General features: G+C 40.5%; 19 protein-coding genes. 17 read left to right on the forward strand and 2 right to left on the reverse strand.

The window, feature by feature from the left end; translation table 11 throughout:
- The first annotated feature begins 96 nt into the window (after positions 1 to 96).
- The 3 genes from AC2YHV_RS23600 (at position 97) to AC2YHV_RS23610 (ending at position 3,148) form a co-directional block, all read left to right on the forward strand.
- A complete protein-coding gene (locus AC2YHV_RS23600) occupies positions 97 to 435 on the forward strand; it encodes a metal-sensitive transcriptional regulator (RefSeq protein ID WP_231892270.1) in 339 nt (112 codons plus the stop codon).
- 16 nt (positions 436 to 451) lie between these two features.
- Entirely contained in the window at positions 452 to 658 is a 207-nt protein-coding gene (gene copZ / locus AC2YHV_RS23605; RefSeq protein ID WP_057276009.1) for a copper chaperone CopZ, read from the forward strand.
- A 75-nt stretch (positions 659 to 733) separates the two neighbouring features.
- Positions 734 to 3,148 carry a heavy metal translocating P-type ATPase gene (locus tag AC2YHV_RS23610; RefSeq protein WP_487374312.1) on the forward strand — a complete coding sequence of 805 codons (2,415 nt, stop codon included), beginning with the start codon at positions 734 to 736 and terminating at the stop codon, positions 3,146 to 3,148.
- Positions 3,149 to 3,319: 171 nt separating this feature from the next.
- Here AC2YHV_RS23610 and AC2YHV_RS23615 read toward each other — a convergent pair whose 3' ends face one another.
- On the reverse strand, positions 3,320 to 3,823 hold the full coding sequence (locus AC2YHV_RS23615) for a DinB family protein (protein ID WP_487374313.1): 504 nt from the start codon (positions 3,821 to 3,823) through the stop codon (positions 3,320 to 3,322).
- 248 nt (positions 3,824 to 4,071) lie between these two features.
- On the opposite strand from AC2YHV_RS23615, the gene AC2YHV_RS23620 reads away from it, so the two are divergent.
- The 3 genes from AC2YHV_RS23620 to AC2YHV_RS23630 all read left to right on the forward strand — a co-directional run bounded on the left by AC2YHV_RS23620 (position 4,072) and on the right by AC2YHV_RS23630 (position 8,232).
- Entirely contained in the window at positions 4,072 to 4,992 is a 921-nt protein-coding gene (locus tag AC2YHV_RS23620; RefSeq protein WP_057276006.1) for a patatin-like phospholipase family protein, read from the forward strand.
- 933 nt (positions 4,993 to 5,925) lie between these two features.
- Entirely contained in the window at positions 5,926 to 7,224 is a 1,299-nt protein-coding gene (locus AC2YHV_RS23625; protein WP_095679598.1) for an MFS transporter, read from the forward strand.
- Positions 7,225 to 7,245: 21 nt separating this feature from the next.
- Positions 7,246 to 8,232 (forward strand): 2-hydroxyacid dehydrogenase, encoded by a 987-nt coding sequence (locus AC2YHV_RS23630; RefSeq protein WP_268937878.1) that lies wholly within the window; start codon positions 7,246 to 7,248, stop codon positions 8,230 to 8,232.
- Between the two features lie 219 nt (positions 8,233 to 8,451).
- Here AC2YHV_RS23630 and AC2YHV_RS23635 read toward each other — a convergent pair whose 3' ends face one another.
- Positions 8,452 to 8,619, reverse strand: a complete 168-nt coding sequence (locus AC2YHV_RS23635; RefSeq protein ID WP_082352106.1) for an aspartyl-phosphate phosphatase Spo0E family protein — start codon at positions 8,617 to 8,619, stop codon at positions 8,452 to 8,454.
- 537 nt (positions 8,620 to 9,156) lie between these two features.
- On the opposite strand from AC2YHV_RS23635, the gene AC2YHV_RS23640 reads away from it, so the two are divergent.
- The 11 genes from AC2YHV_RS23640 (at position 9,157) to AC2YHV_RS23690 (ending at position 21,919) form a co-directional block, all read left to right on the forward strand.
- A complete protein-coding gene (locus tag AC2YHV_RS23640) occupies positions 9,157 to 10,899 on the forward strand; it encodes an alkaline phosphatase D family protein (RefSeq protein WP_487374314.1) in 1,743 nt (580 codons plus the stop codon).
- A 70-nt stretch (positions 10,900 to 10,969) separates the two neighbouring features.
- On the forward strand, positions 10,970 to 11,182 hold the full coding sequence (locus AC2YHV_RS23645) for a twin-arginine translocase TatA/TatE family subunit (protein ID WP_487374315.1): 213 nt from the start codon (positions 10,970 to 10,972) through the stop codon (positions 11,180 to 11,182).
- 115 nt (positions 11,183 to 11,297) lie between these two features.
- Positions 11,298 to 12,032 carry a twin-arginine translocase subunit TatC gene (tatC, locus tag AC2YHV_RS23650; protein ID WP_487374316.1) on the forward strand — a complete coding sequence of 245 codons (735 nt, stop codon included), beginning with the start codon at positions 11,298 to 11,300 and terminating at the stop codon, positions 12,030 to 12,032.
- Positions 12,033 to 12,556: 524 nt separating this feature from the next.
- Complete coding sequence (locus AC2YHV_RS23655) at positions 12,557 to 13,189, forward strand: YitT family protein (RefSeq protein ID WP_487374317.1); 633 nt, start codon at positions 12,557 to 12,559, stop codon at positions 13,187 to 13,189.
- A gap of 369 nt (positions 13,190 to 13,558) precedes the next feature.
- Positions 13,559 to 14,971, forward strand: coding sequence for an amino acid permease (locus AC2YHV_RS23660; protein WP_487374318.1), 1,413 nt, complete (start codon positions 13,559 to 13,561; stop codon positions 14,969 to 14,971).
- A gap of 165 nt (positions 14,972 to 15,136) precedes the next feature.
- A complete protein-coding gene (locus AC2YHV_RS23665; protein WP_145505936.1) occupies positions 15,137 to 15,595 on the forward strand; it encodes a hypothetical protein in 459 nt (152 codons plus the stop codon).
- 70 nt (positions 15,596 to 15,665) lie between these two features.
- Entirely contained in the window at positions 15,666 to 16,496 is an 831-nt protein-coding gene (gene phnX, locus AC2YHV_RS23670; protein WP_487374319.1) for a phosphonoacetaldehyde hydrolase, read from the forward strand.
- Between the two features lie 175 nt (positions 16,497 to 16,671).
- Entirely contained in the window at positions 16,672 to 18,435 is a 1,764-nt protein-coding gene (gene xsc / locus AC2YHV_RS23675) for a sulfoacetaldehyde acetyltransferase (protein ID WP_487374320.1), read from the forward strand.
- A 144-nt stretch (positions 18,436 to 18,579) separates the two neighbouring features.
- Positions 18,580 to 19,932, forward strand: a complete 1,353-nt coding sequence (locus AC2YHV_RS23680; RefSeq protein ID WP_487374329.1) for an aminotransferase — start codon at positions 18,580 to 18,582, stop codon at positions 19,930 to 19,932.
- A 151-nt stretch (positions 19,933 to 20,083) separates the two neighbouring features.
- Positions 20,084 to 20,812 (forward strand): PIG-L family deacetylase, encoded by a 729-nt coding sequence (locus tag AC2YHV_RS23685; RefSeq protein ID WP_487374321.1) that lies wholly within the window; start codon positions 20,084 to 20,086, stop codon positions 20,810 to 20,812.
- 54 nt (positions 20,813 to 20,866) lie between these two features.
- Positions 20,867 to 21,919 carry a YeiH family protein gene (locus AC2YHV_RS23690; RefSeq protein ID WP_063576545.1) on the forward strand — a complete coding sequence of 351 codons (1,053 nt, stop codon included), beginning with the start codon at positions 20,867 to 20,869 and terminating at the stop codon, positions 21,917 to 21,919.
- The last annotated feature ends 198 nt before the right edge of the window (positions 21,920 to 22,117 follow it).

A 22,117-nucleotide genomic window follows, 5' to 3' on the forward strand; every position in this document is an offset into this window, starting at 1 on the left:
AAAATGCAGGAAATAATGAACATAAATCTTTCTCTTTGCATAGGGTAGTGGGGTATGGTATATTTAATTTTGAGGAGGGATGGGCAAATGGATGAAATGATGAATGGTCAAGATGCGGTGAATGAAGAAGAATGCTGTACGACCTCTTCCCACGGCCGAAAGAGTCATCACTCAGAAGCAGTAAAAAAGAACTTAACGACCCGGTTAAATCGAATTGAAGGTCAAATTCGCGGTATAAAGGGTCTTATTGAAAAAGATACGTACTGTGATGATGTGATCACCCAAATAGCAGCTACACAAAGCGCGATGAATAGTGTGGCCAAGATTTTATTGGAAGGCCATCTAAGGAATTGTGTGGTGGAACGCCTGAATGAAGGGGATACAGAGGTTATAGATGAAGTGCTTGTAACGATACAAAAATTAATGAAAAAATAAAGGAGCAGTGGATAAAATGGAAAATGTAACATTGAATGTTAGTGGAATGTCTTGTGGTCATTGTGTGAATGCAGTTGAAGGGAATGTAGCCAAACTTGCAGGTGTTGAAAGCGTAAAGGTGCATTTGGATGCAGGAAAAGTAGATGTAGCGTTTGACAAGGAAAAAGTATCACTTGAGAAAATAAAAGAAACAATCGATGATCAAGGCTACGATGTCGAGTAAGTTATGAGAGTGCTGTTAAGCACTTCTTTTTTACAAAGAAATATACCCCATAGCGGTATAGGGAGGCGGGATGAAGTGAGCAGCCAAATAAAAGAAACAAGTTTACAGATTTCTGGAATGACTTGCGCTGCCTGTGCAAACCGAATTGAAAAAGGGTTAAACAAAATGGAAGGCGTTGAGGAAGCCACCGTTAATTTGGCACTTGAGAAATCGGTTATTAAATATGATTCGGAAAAAGTAAGCAATCAGGACTTTGAAAAGAAAATTCAAGATCTTGGCTATGCTGTAGTAAAAGAGAAAAAGGAATTTACGATTACTGGCATGACCTGTGCTGCCTGTGCTAACCGAATAGAAAAAGGGTTAAATAAGATGGATGGGGTGAGCATGGCTAATGTCAATCTAGCGCTTGAAAATGCGACCGTCGAATATGATCCTTCCCAAGCTTCCCCAATTGATATCATTCAACGGGTTGAGAAGCTGGGGTATGGGGCGATCATCAAGGAAGATAAAGCGGAATCCGTGAATTTCCGTCAAAAAGAAATACAAAAACAAAAGAATACATTCATCTTTTCGGTCATTTTATCTTTTCCATTGTTATGGGCGATGGTAAGCCATTTTAGTTTTACTTCGTTTATCTATATGCCTGATTTCCTCATGAATCCTTGGGTGCAGATGGCATTCGCAACCCCCGTTCAATTTTTGATTGGAAAGCAGTTCTATGTTGGAGCTTATAAAGCCTTGAGAAATAAAAGTGCCAATATGGATGTATTAGTCGCGATGGGAACATCCGCTGCCTATTTTTACAGTGTCTATCAGGCGATCATTTCGATGGGGTCGCATCACAATACGGCACAACTTTATTTCGAAACCAGTTCAATTCTTATCACCCTCATTCTTTTGGGGAAGCTGTTTGAAGCAAAGGCAAAAGGACGTTCTTCCGAGGCCATCAAAAAATTGATGGGGCTTCAGGCCAAAACGGCATTGGTTTTAAGAAATGGGGAGGAACGGGAAATACCACTTGAAGAAGTCATCGTAGGGGATACGATTTTGGTGAAGCCGGGTGAGAAGATCCCTGTCGATGGCAAGGTAATCGAGGGGAACTCTGCCGTCGATGAATCCATGTTAACGGGTGAGAGCATTCCGGTCGATAAAACAAACGGGGATACTGTTATCGGTTCAACATTGAATAAGAATGGGTTTATCAAAATGAAAGCGACGAATATAGGAAGGGATACAGCTCTTTCCCAAATCATCAAAGTCGTCGAAGATGCTCAAGGTTCGAAAGCGCCGATTCAACGGCTTGCTGACCAAATTTCCGGTGTTTTCGTTCCCATTGTTGTCGGAATTGCTCTTTTAACTTTTCTGGTTTGGATGATTTGGGTTAACCCTGGAGAATTCACACCTGCTTTTGAAGCGATGATTGCAGTGCTAGTCATAGCCTGCCCATGTGCTTTAGGCCTGGCCACTCCCACCTCTATCATGGCAGGGTCTGGAAGGGCTGCCGAATTCGGCATCTTATTTAAAGGCGGGGAACATCTGGAAACCACCCACCATATCGATACGGTCATCTTGGATAAAACGGGAACGGTAACGAATGGTACCCCTGTGTTGACAGATGTCCTCATTGAGAATGGTATGGAGGAAGAACAGTTTTTATCATTAATCGGTGCAGCTGAAAAACAATCTGAACACCCTCTTGCTCAATCAATCGTTCAAGGAATCCAAGCAAGACAGATTTCACTTGCAGCGGTTGAGGAATTTGAAGCGATGCCTGGGTACGGGATTAGAGCTGTGGCGGATCAAAAAGTGATATTCATCGGAACCCGTAAATTGATGAAGCAAAATAACGTGGATATCACTAAGGCGCTAACAGCGATGGAAGAATTTGAAGAGCAAGGGAAGACTGCAATGCTCGCTAGCATTGAAGGGGAATATGCCGGACTCATTGCTGTTGCGGATACGATAAAAGAAAGCTCGCTTGAGGCGATTAAAAGGTTAAAAGCAATGGATATCCAGGTCATCATGATAACCGGGGATAATCAAAGAACTGCAAATGCCATCGGACATCAAGTTGGCATTGACCATGTAATCGCAGAAGTCCTACCTGAAGGGAAAGCGGAAGAAGTGAAAAAACTGCAGGCCGCAGGTAAAACAGTGGCAATGGTCGGCGATGGGATAAATGATGCGCCCGCGCTGGCACTAGCCGATATAGGAATGGCAATAGGAACCGGGACGGACATAGCCATGGAAGCTGCCGATATCACTTTGATCCGGGGTGATTTGAACAGTATTGCAGATGCCATCCTCATGAGCAGGAAGACGATGAAAAACATCAAACAAAACCTATTCTGGGCTTTTGCCTATAATGTAATCGGAATACCAATTGCGGCCATCGGACTTCTTGCCCCGTGGTTAGCGGGTGCTGCCATGGCCTTCAGTTCAGTGTCAGTTGTATTGAATGCACTTCGCCTTCAACGGATAAAACTTTAAAGGTCATGTAACATATATAGAAGGCAGTTGTATTTACTGAATATACCATTCTACGGGCGTATGAATTATAATCATCCTAATAAAGCCGATGATTCCTTTGCAAGAGGACCATCGGCTTTCATCTGGAATGAGCGGAAATGTTACTGCAACTCTTATAGATTGTCAAACAGCTTATTTTAAACAGTAAAAAACATAATCTGTAGGTGTGCCATTTTCGCCTTGTTGATGGAGCATCGCTGATACATTACCGCGATGATAGGTCCCATGATTCACTACATGATGGATGAGATCGGCAAGTACAAACTCACAAGCCCCCATTTTCGGATGTTCGGTTACAATGGTCCGTTCAAGATCAGGTTGCAAAGTAAGGAAATTGTCGTAATCCTTTGCAAGTTCATCATATGAGGATTCCAGTTCATTTAATGTGATTCCTTCCACTTCTTTCCGCTTCTGTTCAACTTTCTTAAAAGTTTCTTGAACTGTGCTTCCTTTCATTATCTCCAACCAGGTAATATCTGTTGCGTAAAGGTGAACAAGGACTTCCTTGACTGATGGAAAGACACTTTTTATCGTGTCTCCATAGACTCCTTCCGGTAATTGTTTTAGTTTTTGGAACACTTGCTGATTAGCCCAAACATGGTAATCATACATTTTCTTGGCACGGTTATTTTCCATTTTTTCACTCCTTCAATTGTTACATATCCTTTTCGACATCATTTAAAGAATTCCTTTATCAAAGGCTGCTTCCTAATCTGATAATTTGTCCATGCAAATGCTTCGTTTTCTACATACCATGATAATAGATGCTATCCTACTATTGTTATTACGTTTGATTGCCATCAAAGAGTCCAGGAGTGTGAAAATTCACTTTATTTTCAAATGTTGTTAATATGATAGTAACTCTTATCGAGAGGTGGAAAAAAATGAGAGCAGATGCTGTTTTTGAAGGTGGGGGGGTCAGGGGAATTGCTTTTATTGGGGCAATTCAAGCAATGGAAGAGGAAAATGTCGAATGGGAAAGACTTGCTGGGACATCAGCAGGAGCAATAATAGCTGCTCTTTTGGCTAGTGGCTATAAAAGCCATGAAATTAGAAAACAGTTTAGTGAAATCAATTACTCAAAGATACGAGGCAGGACAATTCTGAATCGAATTCCCATTTTGGGCTTCTTTTTGGAACTCATGGTTCATCTTGGGATTTACAAAAACGATTATTTGGAGACATGGGTGGATTCACTTCTTTCGGAAAAAGGGATAAAGACATTCGCGGATCTTCCAGATGGAAAGTTGAAGATCATTGCTTCTGATGTTTCGAATGGAACGATGCTTATTTTGCCAGATGATTTGGACCGCTATGGTATGTCTCCAGCTGATTTAAAAGTTTCAACTGCTGTTATGATGAGTGCCTCCTTACCATTTTTCTTCCGTCCGGTTATTTGGAAATCAAAAGACCGGAAAAAATCCTACATTTTAGATGGTGGTTTACTTAGTAACTTCCCGATATGGATATTTGATACCGACAATCCTCGTTTTCCAACATTCGGATTCCATTTTGTGAAAGATGAAGTTAACATAGGCGGGGTTATCCCAACGCCCATCCACCTTTTCAAAAATATATTTAAAACGATGCTCCAAGCCCATGATTTACGACATATGAACGAAGAAACGATTGAACGCACGATTCAAATTCCTATAGGCGGCATCAATGCAACGGATTTTGAACTGAATGAGGAAGAAATCAACTTTCTCTATAAATCAGGCTATACTTCTGCAAAAGAATTTTTGTCGAATTGGGATTTTGAACAATATAAGGCCAAACGCTTGCAAAGAGTCAAAAAAGAGTAGGAGAAACATTCCTCTATCATTCGGTCCAAAAGGGGGAAAGAGGGGACAAGGAGCTGCTACAACGGCTCTTTTTCTTATTGAATGAACGAACCAATCGTTTAATTCACAAGCAATAAGTGGAATTACAATCATAAAAAATTAATATAATATATTATTTTATAATTATCTAAATGAATAAACGGAAAACAAAGAATAAAAGAAGAAAACAAAGTTGGAATAAAGATTATGAAATTCAATGAATAGATCCTCAAGGAGAAGTAGTTGGCGTATCTCAATGCACTGTCAGGAGCGGAGAATGAGACAAAAAATATAGATGTAGTGAGAAAGGATGGGATCTTCGTTAAACATCCCGGCTTTCATTAAGGTTTAGTAAGTCCAATAGAAAAGTGGATACAGTTGCGCCAAGCGAACAATTAATATCCCACTTATCTGGTAGATTTCAGATGCCTTAACAGGTACGTATATGGTCAGCCCACATGTATCAGGACCGCTTGCTTTTCTTATAGAAAAATAATAAAAGCTTAACCGTCGTTTAACGTTGCCCGAGATTTTTGAGAGATAGAATGGAATCTCAGCCATCCCGGCAGCAAAGCTAGAGATAGAAATGAAATGGGTTGTGGGATAAAGTCTGTTAAGATTTTACTACTTAAAAAAACGTCTATCAGTTTTCCCCACTTGGTATATAACATTTACTAGGAATATAATCCTGAAAATAAGAATAAAGATTGACATTCACACATCCTCATAATACGATACTTTACAGAATAATAGGAATTATCTTTTTATTTTTTTGTTAGAAAACCAAAACTCAGTTTTATATTATAAAACAAAAGCCTCCTTGTATATACATATTCTCCAAGAGTGAACTGGGCTTTTTCTTATTTTGGAAGCGCTGCCAATTTAGGCGTTTTATATAACAAGGGGGGATAAGGTATGGAAGCAAGAATGGAAACAAAGCAAGAAAAGCCATTAAATTTTGGCCGGAAATTTCGCTGGACAGTCGTCATCTGGTTATTGATTGGGGGAATAATCAACTATCTAGATCGTGCCAATCTCTCCATTGCAGCTCCCGAAATGATGAAGGAACTCGGGCTAAGCGTGACCGAAATCGGGTTATTGGGAACCTTTTTTTCTTGGAGTTATGCATTAATGCAGCTTCCTTCAGGCTGGCTGATCGATAGGTTCGGGACCAAAAAGGTGTATACAATCGCGCTTATTTGGTGGAGTGGTGCGACCATTTTAACGGGAGCCGTTCATAAAATGGGTTCATTTATTGCTGCAAGGATTTTACTTGGAGTGGGTGAAGCACCGTGTTTTCCTACAATGGCTAAGATTACATCGTATTGGTTCCCAAAAAAGGAACGCGGCCTGGCAACTGGAATTTGGGATTCTTCCTCCAAATGGGGACCTGCCATTGCACCGCCACTTCTCGTTTTCATTATGGTGACTTTTGGGTGGAGAGCGTTGTTTTATATTACGGGTGTAATCGGCATCATTTTCGCGATCGGTTTTGTTATTTTTTATAAAAATCCTGAAAAAAGCCAAAAACTTTCCAAGGAGGAATTTGAATACATTAAGTCGGAAGGGGGTGGAGTGGAGCAAGGCATTCAATCATCAAAAATAAAATGGGGTTCGTTATTTAAATATCGAAGCGTATGGGGGATGATTCTAGGCTTCTTCTGTACCATCTGGATTTGGAATATTTTCCTTGTATTCCTTCCCCTTTATTTGTTTGATGTCCATCATGTCTCACTTAAAGAAATGGGTATATATGCTGGTATTCCTTGGCTTGGCGGAATCTTTGGCAATATTTTCGGAGGATATCTTACTAAAAAATTGGTCGACAAGGGAATTACTACACCTATTAAAGCAAAGCGTGCCTTAATTAGTATATGTGCCATCTTGGCAGCTATTGTTGTGTGTGCAGTTCCACTTGTTAAAGGGCTCGCTATTACCTTACTTTTACTGACCCTTGCTCTTTGTTTTATTTCTGCCATTACAGGCAGCGCATGGGCACTCGCCGGCGACATTGCTCCTCCTTCTATGGTTGCTTCCGTAGGAGCAATTCAGAATTTTGGCGGTTATTTTGGTGGTGCCTTTTCCCCTGTTGTGGCAGGCATGATAGTGGATACAACTGGTTCTTACTCTCTCGCCTTTATATCTGGCGGTTTAATCGCCGGATGCGCAGCAATCTGCTATTGGTTTATTGTAAAACATCCTATTCAAGAATAGTATTATCGAGGAGGAAATAAATTGAAGCCAAAAGTGTATATAGCAAGACCAGTACCGGCCGAGGTAGAGGCATTTATTTCGAAGTATTGCCAGTATGAAAAATGGAACGGCCCTGAACCCATTACCAGAAGCCAACTGTTAAAGCAAATTTCTGATGCGGAGGGACTGCTCATCACAGGAGAAAAAATAGATGATGAATTTCTGGACCATGCACCACGTCTAAAGGCTGTCAGCAATATCTCGGTAGGCTACAACAACTTTGATCTGGAGGCAATGAAAAAGAGAAGCATAATTGGTACAAATACACCTGGTGTTCTCGATGAAACCGTGGCTGATTTAGCTTTAGCCTTAATGCTCTCAGCAGCCCGTCGTATTCCGGAAATGGACAAGCTTGTAAAGGATGGCAAGTGGGGAAATAAAAGCGATGAACCCCTCTTTGGCGTTGATGTTCATGGAAAAACATTGGGCATCATCGGTATGGGGAGGATTGGGGAATCTATTGCAAGACGAGCCAAATTCGGTTTTAACATGGAAGTTTTGTATCATAATCGGCGAAGGAAATCCGAAGTGGAGGAAACGCTCAGTACAACCTATTCTTCTTTAGATCACCTTTTACGGGAATCAGATTTCGTTCTATTAATGGTCCCTTATACTCCGGAGACGAGGCATCTTATGGGACGGGAGCAGTTCGTACTGATGAAAAAATCAGCGATCTTTATCAATACATCCCGGGGTCAGACGGTGGACGAAAAGGCCCTCATAGAAGCACTGCGAAATAAGGAAATTCTTGCAGCCGGTTTGGATGTATTTGAAAAGGAACCCATTTCGCATGACAATCCGCTTTTAGCCATGCCTAACGTGGTAACCCTGCCCCATATAGGTTCAGCTACTCATCAAACACGATTTGATATGGCCATGCTTGCGGCGAAGAACCTCGTTGCTGTTGTTACAGGAAGGGAGATAAGCAATGTTGTCCCTGAATTGAAAGGATTTCAGTCACTAAAATAGTAATGAATCATTAACACAGCGGTAATATTAGGTTGACCCATTTAAAAGAATCTTTGATAAAAAAGGCATCCATTCATTTTGGATGCTTTTTAATTAGGAAGAGTGATGATGTTAACAATTACTCTAATGATTTAGCGGATATTACATAAAAATTAGACCACGAGTCCATGAAAAATATAAGAAGTAAGAGAACCATGAAGTATTAGTTCATACCTGTTTTTAGACATATTCTAAATCATTTGGTTCTTTTTCATTTGTAAGTAAATTCAACAGTTCATCTAGTTCCTGGCTTTTATGTAATGTTTTTGGGGCAGTAAATCCATAAATCAATCCGGTGGTTATTAGTTCTTTCCTCAATATCTCAATTTTTTCAAATAATGCTTCCATACTCTCCAATGTAGAATCCTCAAGTGCTTTCTTTTTTTGTTATGAAACTATTATTACATAAATTAGGATGTTTTTAAACCGAAAGTGAGTATTCACTCATAAAATTATTGCTGAAGTATTTTTAGTCCAATTTTAGAAAACCATGATCTAAACCTTCCTTTGAATTCAGGTTTCCTTCCTGTAGTGGGATCCAACCAAGAGATGGCGATCTTTCTTTTATTCCATTATTTCGCTGGCTTCTTTAGGCTCTTATAGTTTTAAAGGTTTATTGTAAAAATAGCCTATTGAAGTTATTTGTAACGATTAAATAAATGATTCGTTAAGAGAACTAGGCTGAAAGACTGTCGTTATATGTAAAAGTTTGTAGGGCTATGTAAATGTATGAGTGAATCAAAACTCTTTTTGTATTCAATGGGTATCATAAGACCTGCCTAAAAATTCCTAATTTATTGATTTATTGATTTACACATCTTCATACACCTTTAAAAGGGCCATACTATACTTGAACCAGATTCAAATAATAGGAGGGAAAGATCAATGAATAATGAAAGAGCAATGGATGATTTAATTAAGAATTGGAGCGAATTAGGTAAGAATATGGACCGCCGAAATTTTATCCAGGGAGCGAGTAAGCTTGCCGGACTTTCATTAGGTCTTGCTCTTGCCCAATCAATGGGCGGGATTGAAGTGAATGCTGCCCCGAAATTCAGTGATTATCCATTTACTCTCGGTGTAGCTTCAGGAGATCCGCTCTCGGACAGTGTCGTTTTATGGACAAGGTTGGCACCGGATCCGTTGAATGGAGGAGGAATGCCAAAAGAAGCCATTTCCGTTAAATGGGAAGTGGCAAAGGATGAGAATTTCCGAAAGATTGTCCAGCAAGGCAAGGATATAGCCAGGCCGGAACTTGGCCACTCCGTACATGTGGAAGTAAGCGGATTAAAACCTGATAAAGTCTATTTTTACCGTTTTAAAAGCGGCGGGGAAGTAAGTCAGACTGGGAAAACGAAAACACTTCCGCCAATAGGTTCAAGTGTTTCGAGCTTGTCATTCGCGTTTGTTTCATGCCAGCAATTTGAGCATGGTTATTATACGGCCTATAAACATTTGGCAAAGGAAGATCTGGATATTGTCTTCCACCTTGGCGATTATATATATGAATATGGACCAAATGAATATGTTTCTTCTACAGGTAATGTCCGTGTACATAGTGGACCAGAGATCATTACACTTGAAGATTATCGGAATAGATACGCTCAATATCGCTCTGATACCCATTTAAAAGCGGCACACGCAGCTTTCCCATGGGTCGTGACTTGGGATGATCATGAAGTTGAAAACAATTATGCAAATGTCATCCCTGAAAAAGGACAATCGGTAGAAGCTTTCATCAAGAGAAGGGCCGCCGCTTATCAGGCTTACTATGAGCATATGCCCCTTCGCAAATCATCTTTGCCTAAGGGAGCGGATATGAGGTTATACCGAAATTTCACATATGGTGACCTGGCCTCTTTCTTTGTATTGGATTCGCGTCAATACCGGGATGATCAGGCAAACGGTGATGGAAGTTCACCGCAAACGCCTGAGTCACTTGATCCGAAACGGACATTACTAGGTCCAGAGCAGGAACAGTGGCTAACTGACAATCTATCAAAATCAAAAACGAAGTGGAATGTTCTGCCTCAGCAGATTTTCTTTGCACAACGGAATTATGGAACACCAACCGCCCCAAAATTCAGCATGGATTCCTGGGATGGTTACCCGGCTGCACGCAATCGCTTAATTGATGTAATCAAAAGCAACAACCTGGAAAATCTGGTCGTATTGACCGGTGATGTACATGCAAGCTGGGCCGCCAATTTAAAGGCGGATTTCGATGATCCAAATTCAAAGATTTTCGGAGTAGAGTTTGTCGGCACTTCGATCACATCTGGCGGAAATGGTGCGGATAAGCGTGCGGACACGGATAAAATACTAAGTCAGAATCCGCATATAAAGTTCTTTAATGATTACAGGGGATATGTCCGGTGCAAAGTAACACCAGAACAATGGAAGGCGGATTACCGTGTAGTCCCATTCGTGACAGAACCAGGTGCGGATATATCGACAAGAGCATCCTTTGTTTTTGATAAGGATCAAACAGGGCTGCGAAAGGTTGCATCAGCAGCGGTTATGGAGGGTGCACAAAAAACGAACGAAGTCGAGGAGGATCGGACACGTGCCCATAATCGCGCACATGAAAAACAAAGAATGAAAAGTCAGGGGAAAGTGACTAATTGATAGGGAATCCTTATGATGCTTGACAGGAATGTAGCGAAGAAAAATGAGAAGAACAGAGGAGTGAGTAGGAATGCTTTCAAATATAGGAATACCCGGTTTGGTGATTGTCCTTGTGATTGCACTGATTATTTTTGGACCGTCCAAACTGCCGGAAATAGGCCGTGCATTTGGCCGGACATTATCCGAATTCAAAAGTGCAACCAAAGGATTGGTGAATGATACAGAAAAAGAAGAAGAAAATGAGAATAAAGCTACATTAAGAGCTGTTAAAAAAGAGGGATGAAGTAAATGAGATAGAGCGGGCGGAAAGACTCGCCTGCTTCTTTTCATGAGAAGGGTTAGAGAGGAAGCGCTATTTGCAATATGGCAAATAATATGTCTAAAAAGGGGGAGTGAAAGTGGAGAGTAAGGATTTACACGTTATTGAGCATATGGAGGAACTCCGAAGCAGAATCATTAAAACACTGATAGGCTTTGTGGCCTTTTTCATAATGAGCTTCATATATGTACAGGATATTTATAATTTACTTATTAAAGATTTGGAAGGAAAGCTTGCCGTGCTCGGGCCGAGTGAGATCCTATGGGTATATATGATTATTGCTGGGGTTTGCGCAATAGCTGTAACGATTCCGCTTGCAGCCTATCAGTTATGGCGCTTTGTGGCTCCAGCTTTGAAACCGGAAGAGAGAAGGGTTACATTTCGCTTCATACCCGGACTGTTCATTCTATTCATCACAGGTATCTCATTTGGATATTTTGTGTTGTTTCCAATAGTTCTGGGTTTCCTAACTTCCCTATCGGCCGGGCAGTTCGAGATGATGTTCACTGCGGAAAAGTATTTTCGTTTCATGATTAATTTGATCTTACCTTTCGGGATTTTATTCGAGATGCCGCTTGTGGTCATGTTCCTGACCAGATTAGGCATCATCAATCCAGCGGTGTTGAAAAAGTCTCGCAAGATTTCTTATTTCGTCCTGGTCATCATCTCAATCCTGATTACACCTCCAGATATAATTTCGGACATTTTGGTTATCGTCCCTTTACTTGTGCTTTATGAAGTGAGTGTACAGCTGTCCAATATGGTTTATCGTAAAAGGCTTATGAAAGATGAGTCAGCATTATCCGTGACATGAAAAGGATAATCACAGCCTATTGAAAGTAACATTTCTTGGGAAATAATAAATGGAACAATAAAAAGTTGAGGGGAGCCCCCTCAGCTTTTTATTGTGGGATAATACTTTTTGGGAATGATTAGGGGGGATGCTTTTGCATTTGCCTTCTAACCAATGTGATTATGTAAGGGGACGAAGTCCTTCTATTTGTCCAATCTGTGGAATTTAAATTATTTAAATCAAAGTTTTTGTCAACTAATCACAAGTTACATAAGTTGAATATAAACTCTGCAATGTCTAAATGATTAGGTAGTAGACCATGAACATCTTCTAGTTTTAAGGGGGGGTTTATTTTTTTTATTTAGAAGGAAAGAGGATTCTGGTTAGCGAATAATTGTAATCACTTGAATTGAAAAATGCATTCTTTGTAATAACATTCCAAAATATCGAAAGGTGAAAGGTTCGAATCTTATTATCGTTCAAGTATAAATATATATTTAGGGGGGAGAGCATTATCAAAATATCGAACAGGATGGTGAGAATGTATGAAGGATTTATTGAAAATTATCGCAGGAAACATTTCCATGACCTTTGCCTATGCTTATTTAATCGTTCCCAATGAAATCATCAATGGCGGGGTAACTAGCTCGGCATTATTATTGAATGCATTATTTGGCTATAACATTGCCATGCTCGCCAATTTGGTTACAGGATTACTGTTAATCATTTGTTTAGTGTTTCTAGGGAAAGAGTACTTTTTTAAGTCGATCGTAAGTTCCATTAGCTATATGGTTTTTTTTAATTTTTTTTATTCATTGAACATTCATTTTGATATGAATATCGTTTTAGTGATTTTCATTTCGTCGATTTTTATAGCGATAGGATATTATTTATGTATAACTGCAAATGCCTCCACTGTTGGCTTTGACGTGATTGCCTTAATTTTACATCACAAAAATGAAAAAATAGATATTGCTGCGACAATAAGGATTATTAATCTTATCGTACTGATATTGGGCCTTCTGGTTTATGGTTATGCATCGATTGTTAAGGGAATTGCTTTTACATTGCTTTTTTCATATCTTTTAAAGAAAATGCTGGATAGAAAGCAGAAGGCAGTAACGTCAGCTACGGAAAGTGTGTTGGATGAAACTCCAAAGGTAAATGAAGTAAAATAACTAAAATTGGAGACTTAATGGACATCGTTTTTTATTTGAAAATGTTCATTTTGTTATCTAAATATTCTGATTTTTAAATTGACTTTAAAAAAATCAGAGTGTATTATACACATAGAAAGTGGTACTAACATCATGACGTTGTGATGTTAGATGCGCTTCGTCTTTCAAAATAGCCTTAAGGAAGGAGGACTAGTGATATAGAATCTTAAGTTCATAGCGTCATACCCTGTGTTGTTTTTAAAATGCCATGTTTCCAGTTCCCACTATCTTTGTGAAAGTGTAAAGGACAGGCAGCTGAAAAGCCTGCTTTACATTCAAGTAGCGATTATCTTAGTTGATTCCCCAAATTATTGAAAGTTGGTGGAGGGTATGAAACATCAACAGGAAGAACTGAAACCAGGTCTGAAAAAAAGACATTTAACGATGATATCTTTGAGTGGTGTCATAGGCGCTGGTTTATTCGTAGGAAGCGGTATCATTATTGGTCAAACGGGCCCCGGGGCGATATTATCATATGTTTTGGCAGGCTTGATCGTTGTGTTAGTCATGAGGATGCTTGGGGAAATGGCCACAGTGAATCCTAATACTGGATCTTTTGCGGTTTATGCAAGAGAAGGGATAGGTGAATGGGCCGGTTTTACAACAGGTTGGTTATATTGGTTCTTTTGGGTTATCGTAATCGCTTTGGAAGCAACGGCTGGAGCAGCAATCATTCACAGCTGGCTTCCTTCCGTTCCCGTCTGGGTCATAAGTCTATCATTGATCATCCTATTGAAAATGACGAATATTTTTTCCGTGAAATCGTTTGGTGAGTTCGAATACTGGTTTTCAATCATTAAAATAATCAGTATCATACTATTCCTGTGCCTGGGGGTGGCCGTGATATTAGGGTTTATCCCAACGATAAAACCACCTGGCACTTCCAATCTTTTAAACTTTGGCGGGTTTATTCCAAATGGTCTAAGTTCTGTGCTTGTTGGTGTTGCAATCGTTTTTCATGCATTTGTTGGAGTGGAGATACCAGCGATTGCTGCGGGTGAAACCAGTGATCCGGTCAAATCAGTTAGAAGTGCATTGAATAGTGTGGTTTGGCGAATCCTGATTTTCTATATCGGGTCCATCGCCATACTGGTGACGCTATTACCTTGGAATTCGGCTTCTTTGCTGAAAAGTCCATTTGTCGCCGTACTTGAAATGCTGGGAATCCCTTCTGCTGCCCTGATCATGAATATAGTGATTCTCATTGCATTGCTATCCTGTTTGAATTCGGGATTATATACGAGTTCACGCATGTTATTTTCACTTGCACAAAAGGGTGACGCCCCAAAGCTATTTTCTAAAGTGAGCAAGAACGGTGTCCCTATATTTGCTGTAGTCGGCTCTACTATATTCGCCTTTATCAGCACCATTTTCAGTTATGTTTCACCTGATAAAATCTTTTTCTTTTTAGTGAATTCCTCGGGCGGAGTCGGAATTCTTGTTTATCTGGCCATTGCGGTTTCCCATCTCCGATTAAGGAAGAGAATGGAGAAGGAGAATCCTGGAATATTCAAGATCAAGATGTGGTTATTCCCGTATTTGACTTATGCAACCATCATTTCCATGATTTCCGTGTTAATATTAATGGCTTTTATCGATTCGCAGCGTCCGCAGTTCATATTTACCATGCTATTTAGCTTGATCGTTATTTGTTCATTCTTTTTCATTCGGCGAAAAAAAGCGAAGTATTTGGAGAATGAATTAAATATTGCTTCTGGTTCCCCTAATTCTGAAAAGTTTTAGCTTTGGCTCTACACCATTGGTGTAATTTAAGGTTACTTCTATGGAATTCCTCAGACAAAATTCTTCAATTCACTAATCAGCTAGAATATGATTCCAATAGAAAAAGAGAATTGTGCCAATAAGTGCTTGGTGCCATATGTCTTCTAGATCATGAAGGAGGTTGTTATGTTGAATGTTTACCGTGTAATAACCAGTGGAGTTTTCCTTGGAGCCATATTGCTGTCAGGCTGCGGCAATTCAGCTGAACCGGACGAGGCTCAACAAGAAAAAAGTCCAGTCATGAATGAAAATCCGGAATCAAATACGGGTGAAACCCAAAATGCGGAGGTCATTAAAAAAGGTGTCGGAGATGTGATTCATTCCATAAAAGAATTGGAATCAGAATTAAGTGCGGAAGCGGATCCAGAGAGAATTCAAGAAATGGGAAAAGATATGAGTTCTATTTGGGATTCGATAGAAAAGCAAGTGGAAGATGAATACCCGGATTGGTATGAAAGGATTGAGAAAAACCTTTACCCATTAATTGGGGAGTCAGGGAATCCGGAAAAGGACCTTGAAAAGATTAAACGACTCTCTGAAGCTACAAAGGAAGATTTACAGTTATTTTTGGAAGAAGTTAATTGAATTCTCTTTATACCCTGGTTTAGCAAGTTTGGTGATTTTGGAGGAGGTAAGATGAGGAGGGGAGCATAGATTGGAAAGGGCAAAAGAATGCAAAGAGGTTCAAGCAGTGATATTCGATTGGGCAGGAACGACGGTGGATTATGGTTGTTTTGCACCTGTCCAAGCATTTGTCGAGATATTCAGGATAAGGGGGATTGATATTACCATTAAGGAAGCAAGGGAACCTATGGGTTTATTGAAAATGGATCATATTATGGAACTCCTGAAAATGAAACGAATCTCTAATTTGTGGAGTGCTAAATTCGGGAAAGAACCGGACGAAAGAGATCTAAATTCATTATATAAAGACTTTGAGGCTTTGCTTTTTAAGGTTCTAAAGGATAACGCCAAGCCAATACCCGGGGTAATTGAATTAGTCAGCCGTTTAAGGCAGCAAGGAATAAAAATCGGTTCGACAACGGGGTATACTCGTGAAATGATTGATATTGTTAAAGAAGAGGCGGAAAAATGGGGCTATCAACCCGATTCCATCGTTGCGTCCACCGAAGTGCCTTCAGGTAGGCCTGCTCCTTGGATGTGCTTTAAGACGGCGATGAATCTCCAAGTGTATCCACTCAGCAAAATCGTTAAAGTGGGTGATACGATCAGTGATATCAAAGAAGGAATTTCTGCGGGAATGTGGACTGTTGCCGTATTGAAAGGCGGCAGTGAAATCGGACTTTCAGAAGCAGAAATCAGTAAAATGGACCCTTATGATCTGCAAAAACGGATGAAAACTGCAGAAAACCGTTTTTTGAATGCAGGTGCCGATTTCGTAATTGATGAAATAGGTGATTTATTGGAGATCATCGATAGAATCAACTACAGATTGACTGAAAAAAAGGATATATTTATTGGTTAAAAAAGAGTCAAATACATGTGTTAGTGCCTATGCTGGACAGAGATTTTAACTTAATTCGAAATATTCAAATTATTTATTGACTGTTACGAATAATGGTAGTATTATACATCTTATAACTGGTACGGACGTCGCAACGTCATTATCAGAAATAAATTTTAATTAAGGAGAATGTGCTATGGTCGAAACAAAAATGTTAAGAGGTACGAAAGTAAAAATGACACCAAGTGAAGCCATCGTTGAGACATTAGTGGCCGAGGGAGTTAAACATATCTCGGGAATTTTGGGATCTGCTTTCATGGATATGCTTGATTTATTGCCAACTGCAGGCATTCGTTTCATTGGTGTCCGCCATGAACAAAGTGCAGCACATATGGAAGATGCTTATTGTCGTGTCTCTGGTGTTGCTGGAGTTGTCATCGGGCAAAACGGACCTGGAATGACGAATATGGTCACCTCTGTCGCAGCGGCCAATCAAGCTCATACTCCATTGGTAGTCATATCACCTTCAGCTGGTACACCAACAGTTGGATGGGATGGTTTTCAGGAATGCGATCAGGTTTCCATCTTCAAGGCAATCACGAAAGAAACAGTTAGAGTGACACACCCAGGCCGGGTCGCTGATTGCCTAAGGACAGCATTTCGGATTGCCTATGCCGAGAGGGGACCGGTTTTATTCGATATCCCTCGTGATTACTTCTATGGTGAAGTGGAAGATCAAATCCTTCAACCACATCAATATCGCGTGGATGAAAGGGGCTGCGGGTCTTCTGAATCCTTGGATAGAGCGGCAGAAATTTTAGCCGAGGCGAAGTATCCGGTGATCATTTCCGGTAGGGGAACGGTTGATTCAGATGGCATTGAGGAAATTAAGAATATGGCGGAATATTTAACGGCTCCGGTAGCTGTCTCATATATGCATAATGATGCTTTTCCTGCTGATCATCCATTGTCAGTAGGCCCAATCGGTTACATGGGTTCAAAGGCTGCGATGAATACACTTAAGAAAGCGGACGTCATATTGGCGGTAGGCACAAGATTATCGGTATTTGGAACGTTACCATGCTATGACATTGATTATTTCCCGAAAGATGCGCAAATCATCCAAATTGATATTAACCCAAGGCAAATAGCGAGGACGCACCCTGTGGAAGTGGGAATCATCGGAGATGCCCGCGAAGCGAGTCGTGAAATCTTGAAACGGTTGAAAGCTGATAAACCAAACCTAAAACAAGAAAAAGAGCGGATAGTAGAAGTTACGAATGAAAAACAAAAATGGGAAGAAGAATTGGTGAATCTTGCGATGATCGATGGAACCCCGATCAATCCGCGTCGGGCCCTATTGGAATTGACAAAAGTGTTGCCTGAAAATGCCATCGTTACTACAGATATCGGTAATGTATCTTCAACTGCAAACGCTTACTTGAAATTCAATCAGGGACGCAGGCATATCGCTGCGCTTACATTCGGAAATACTGGATTTGCTTACCCATCCGCACTAGGTGCCAAATTAGCTGAGCCGAATACGCCTGTTATAGCCATTGTTGGAGATGGCGCGTGGGGCATGAGCTTACATGAAGTGAGCACGGCCGTTGAAGAAAACATACCTGTCATAGCTTGTGTCTTCAATAATAATGCTTGGTGCGCTGAGAAAAAGAATCAGGTCGATTTTTATAATAACCGTTTTGTAGGGGCCGATATCCAAAATCCTGATTTTGCAGAAGTTGCCCGATCAATGGGTGCTGTAGGCATTAGGGTGGAAAAAGCAGACGAGTTAGGCGCTGTCATTGAAAAAGCAATAAAATCAAACAAACCTACTGTCATTGATATACAAGTGGATGGAACACAATTGGCTCCACCATTTAGAAAAGATGCATTAAAAATGCCTACTAGAGTATTAGAAAAATATTCTCATTTAGATCATAAAAACTGGGATAAATAAAAAAAGGTGATAGGACAGCTGCGATGCCCTGATGAACGATTGGGGTCATCGCACCACCACCAATTCGCATAAAAGGATCTGTAACAGCATGGGAACTTAACTTAGTTGCATTCGATGAAAAATAAGGGGGTTTCAAAAGTGAAGATGGAAACTGAAACGAAAGACCTTGTTCAAATGGATAAAGACCATTTATGGCATGCGATGCATCGCTATAATGAGAAGGATGCTCCCATGATGGCTACAGAAGGATCCGGCTCATGGTTCACTGATACTAAAGGGGATAAATATTTAGATGGTGTCTCCGGATTATGGTGCTTGAACCTTGGTCACGGACGAAAAGAGATTGCCCAGGCAGCCTATGAACAAATGATTAACTTATCTTACTTCCCTTTAACATTAAGTCATAGGCCGGCAATCGAATTATCTGCAAAAATAAGTGAACATTTAAAGGGCCATTATACAACTTTTTTTACGAACAGCGGCTCCGAGGCGAATGAGACAGCTTTTAAAATAGCCAGGCAATATCATTCCCAAAATGGAAATCAGGGTAAATACAAGTTCATCTCAAGGTATAGAGCTTATCATGGCAATACTTTTGGCGCGCTCAGCGCAACTGCACAGGCTAATCGGAGAGTGAAATATGATCCGGCGGTTCCAGGTTTCCTGCATGTTCCACCCCCGTACAGTTATCGAAGCCCGTTTGGGGAAAACGTTGAAAACTCCGATTTGCTTGCAGCTGAATATATCGATCAGGTCATTAACTTTGAAGGAGCTGAAACGGTAGCGGGCGTTATCCTTGAACCATTCATCTCTGGTGGCGGGGTCCTTATTCCTTCAAAAGAATACTTAACTAGGATTTCGGAAATCTGTAAGAAGCATGATGTTCTATTAATTGTGGATGAAGTGGTTTCAGGTTTTGGAAGAACCGGAAAAATGTTTGGGTTCATGCACTCAGATGGGGTTCAACCGGATATTGTTACGATGGCAAAGGGTTTGACCAGCGGTTATCTTCCACTTGGGGCAACGGCAGTGAATTCCAGGATTTATGAGAAGTTCAAAGACAACGGAAATTTAAATCATTTCAGGCATGTGTCAACATATGGAGGCCACCCTGCATCTTGCGCAGTTGCGCTAAAGAACATTGAAATCTTGGAAAATGAAAACATCGTTCAACGAGTATCTGAACTTAGTGAATCGACACTAAGCGCGCTCTTTGAATTGACAGCCCTGGATAAAGTAGGGGAAGTTCGGGGAGTTGGGTTTTTATATGGCATTGAATTAGTGGAAGATAAAAAGACAAAAACGCCTGTTTCCGAAGAGTTCATGGGTAAAATAATCGGGGCTTGCAAGGCAAAGGGTCTTATCATCGGACGTAATGGTGATACGGTTCCTGGATATGGTAATGTACTCATCATTGCACCGCCTTTATCTTCGACCGTTGAAGATTTACGCTTTGTCATAGAAACGGTTAAATCCGTTTTATGTGAATTATGCTAACCAAAAGATGATTAGCTTTAGGGTGCTATCTATATAGAAGAAAAAAATGAAGATGGGCATGATATGTCTAGCCGATTTGACATCCATGTCCATTTTTTCATATTAAGTCTAACAGTGTGGGAAAACTGGGGAATCCAAAACAGGAGGAAATATGCAATCACAACAAAGGTTATTGGTGGTTCTGGCACATCCCGATGATGAGTCATTCCTGTGTGGGGGAACCATTGCTAAAATGTCTGAGCGAGGTGTTCAGATAACTTTACTATGTGCGACAAAAGGCGAAATGGGCAGACGAATGGGAAATCCCATTGTAACAACAAGGGAGGCATTGCCAAAACTAAGGGTGGAGGAGTTAAAAAGAGCTTGTGAAGAATTGGGGATTAGTGATTTGCGATTTTTAAACGTAAGGGATAAAACGGTTGAATTTGAAAGCTTCGATTTATTAACCGAGAGAATCGTAAAGGTGATTCGTGAAGTTCAGCCGGATGCACTAATTACATTCCATGAGAAATACGGCGGGCATCCAGACCATTGTGCGATTGGCCGTGCTGCCGCATTTGCTTTCTTAAACTCCGGTGATCCCGATTTTTATCCAGATCCATTATTTCCAGCTATTAAGGTTCATAGTTTGTACTTTGTCCTTTGGCATGCTTTTTATGATGAATGGTTAAAGGAAAACGGGCCGGGTAGTGTCACAGAAGTCAATATAGCAGGGACTTTAAAGAAAAAGATCCGTGCCTTAAGGTCACATCGTTCCCAGACTTTAGCGGTTCCTGAATTATGGACGAATCAAAATCCAAGCTTGCCTTTTTTAAAGGAATCCGAGTATTTTATCAAAGGGAATTCACTTCCTAATCTAGAAGAAACCGATTTTTTTTAAACGATTGAAAGGATGGGATGATATTTAGTTTATCTGGAAAGGGGGAAGGAATGTATGGAATTAGAAAAATATGAGCCATTGGAAGAAACACCTCAGGTGCAGCAAAACCCACTTCAAAATAAGGTGCTTTTGTGGCTGAGCGGTATCGCTTTCACTTTTTTCATTGCCATCTTAGGCTTGGGGCTGTCGAAGATTTCAGGATTCGATCGAATCGGTCCACTTGCATGCTCGATCATCATTGCCGTGATATATCGTCAAATTGCGGGATATCCAGAAAAGTTCCGGACGGGAATCGAATTTTCCGCAAAAAAACTTTTGCGTTTTGCCATTATTTTATACGGGTTGAAATTAAATATCGATGTGATTTTCAATCAGGGACTGCCATTATTGGTACGTGACATAGGGACAGTAACATTCGCCATAGTCGTGATGGTCCTGATTGCAAAGTGGATTAAGGCAGATGCTTCCATTTCCCTTCTTCTTGCTGTTGGAACCGGGATATGCGGTGCAGCAGCCATCGCGGCAATATCTCCAATCGTGAAAGCGAAGGAAGAGGATACAGCCATAGGCGTCGGGATAATCGCTTTAATGGGAACTCTTTTCTCCATTGTTTATACACTTTTACGTCCGATCCTTCCGCTATCTGCTTTGGATTATGGAATCTGGTCTGGGATCAGTCTTCATGAAATCGCCCACGTTGCTTTGGCAGGAGCACCGGCTGGTGAAGATGCGCTAGCGATTGCACTCCTCGCCAAATTGGGACGTGTCTTTTTACTAATTCCTTTATGTTTCATTTTTATGTATTGGATGAAAAAGCGAACATCCGGGAAAATGGGCCATGATGCCAAAATTGATTTTCCATGGTTCCTCGTTGGTTTTATAATCATGAGCCTAATAGGAAGTTATGTGTTTGGAAGTTATATTACGGTTTCACCTCTCGTAATGGATGGCATTTCCAAAGCGACCACATTTATATTGACTATGGCCATGATCGGTCTTGGACTGAATGTTAGCCTGCAAGCACTGCGAACAAAAGCCATGCGTCCCCTTTTAGCCATGACCATTACCTCTTTGCTGCTTTCCATAATTTCGTACTTTATCATTTAATATATAAGCTTCATATATGCCTGAAATGTGATGAAGGTTGCATATAGGATAAGCCCTGAATACATAGAGCTATTCAGGTTTTTTTTATTCACTCGAGGAAAAACGGTATTTGAACGCTGGAAACTCAACAAAATCCTAATTTAAGGGAAAAATTGAACGCTGGCATGTTTGAATATTATAACTATTTGGTTTACAATA

This window comes from Peribacillus sp. SRI_006, from assembly GCF_057586375.1.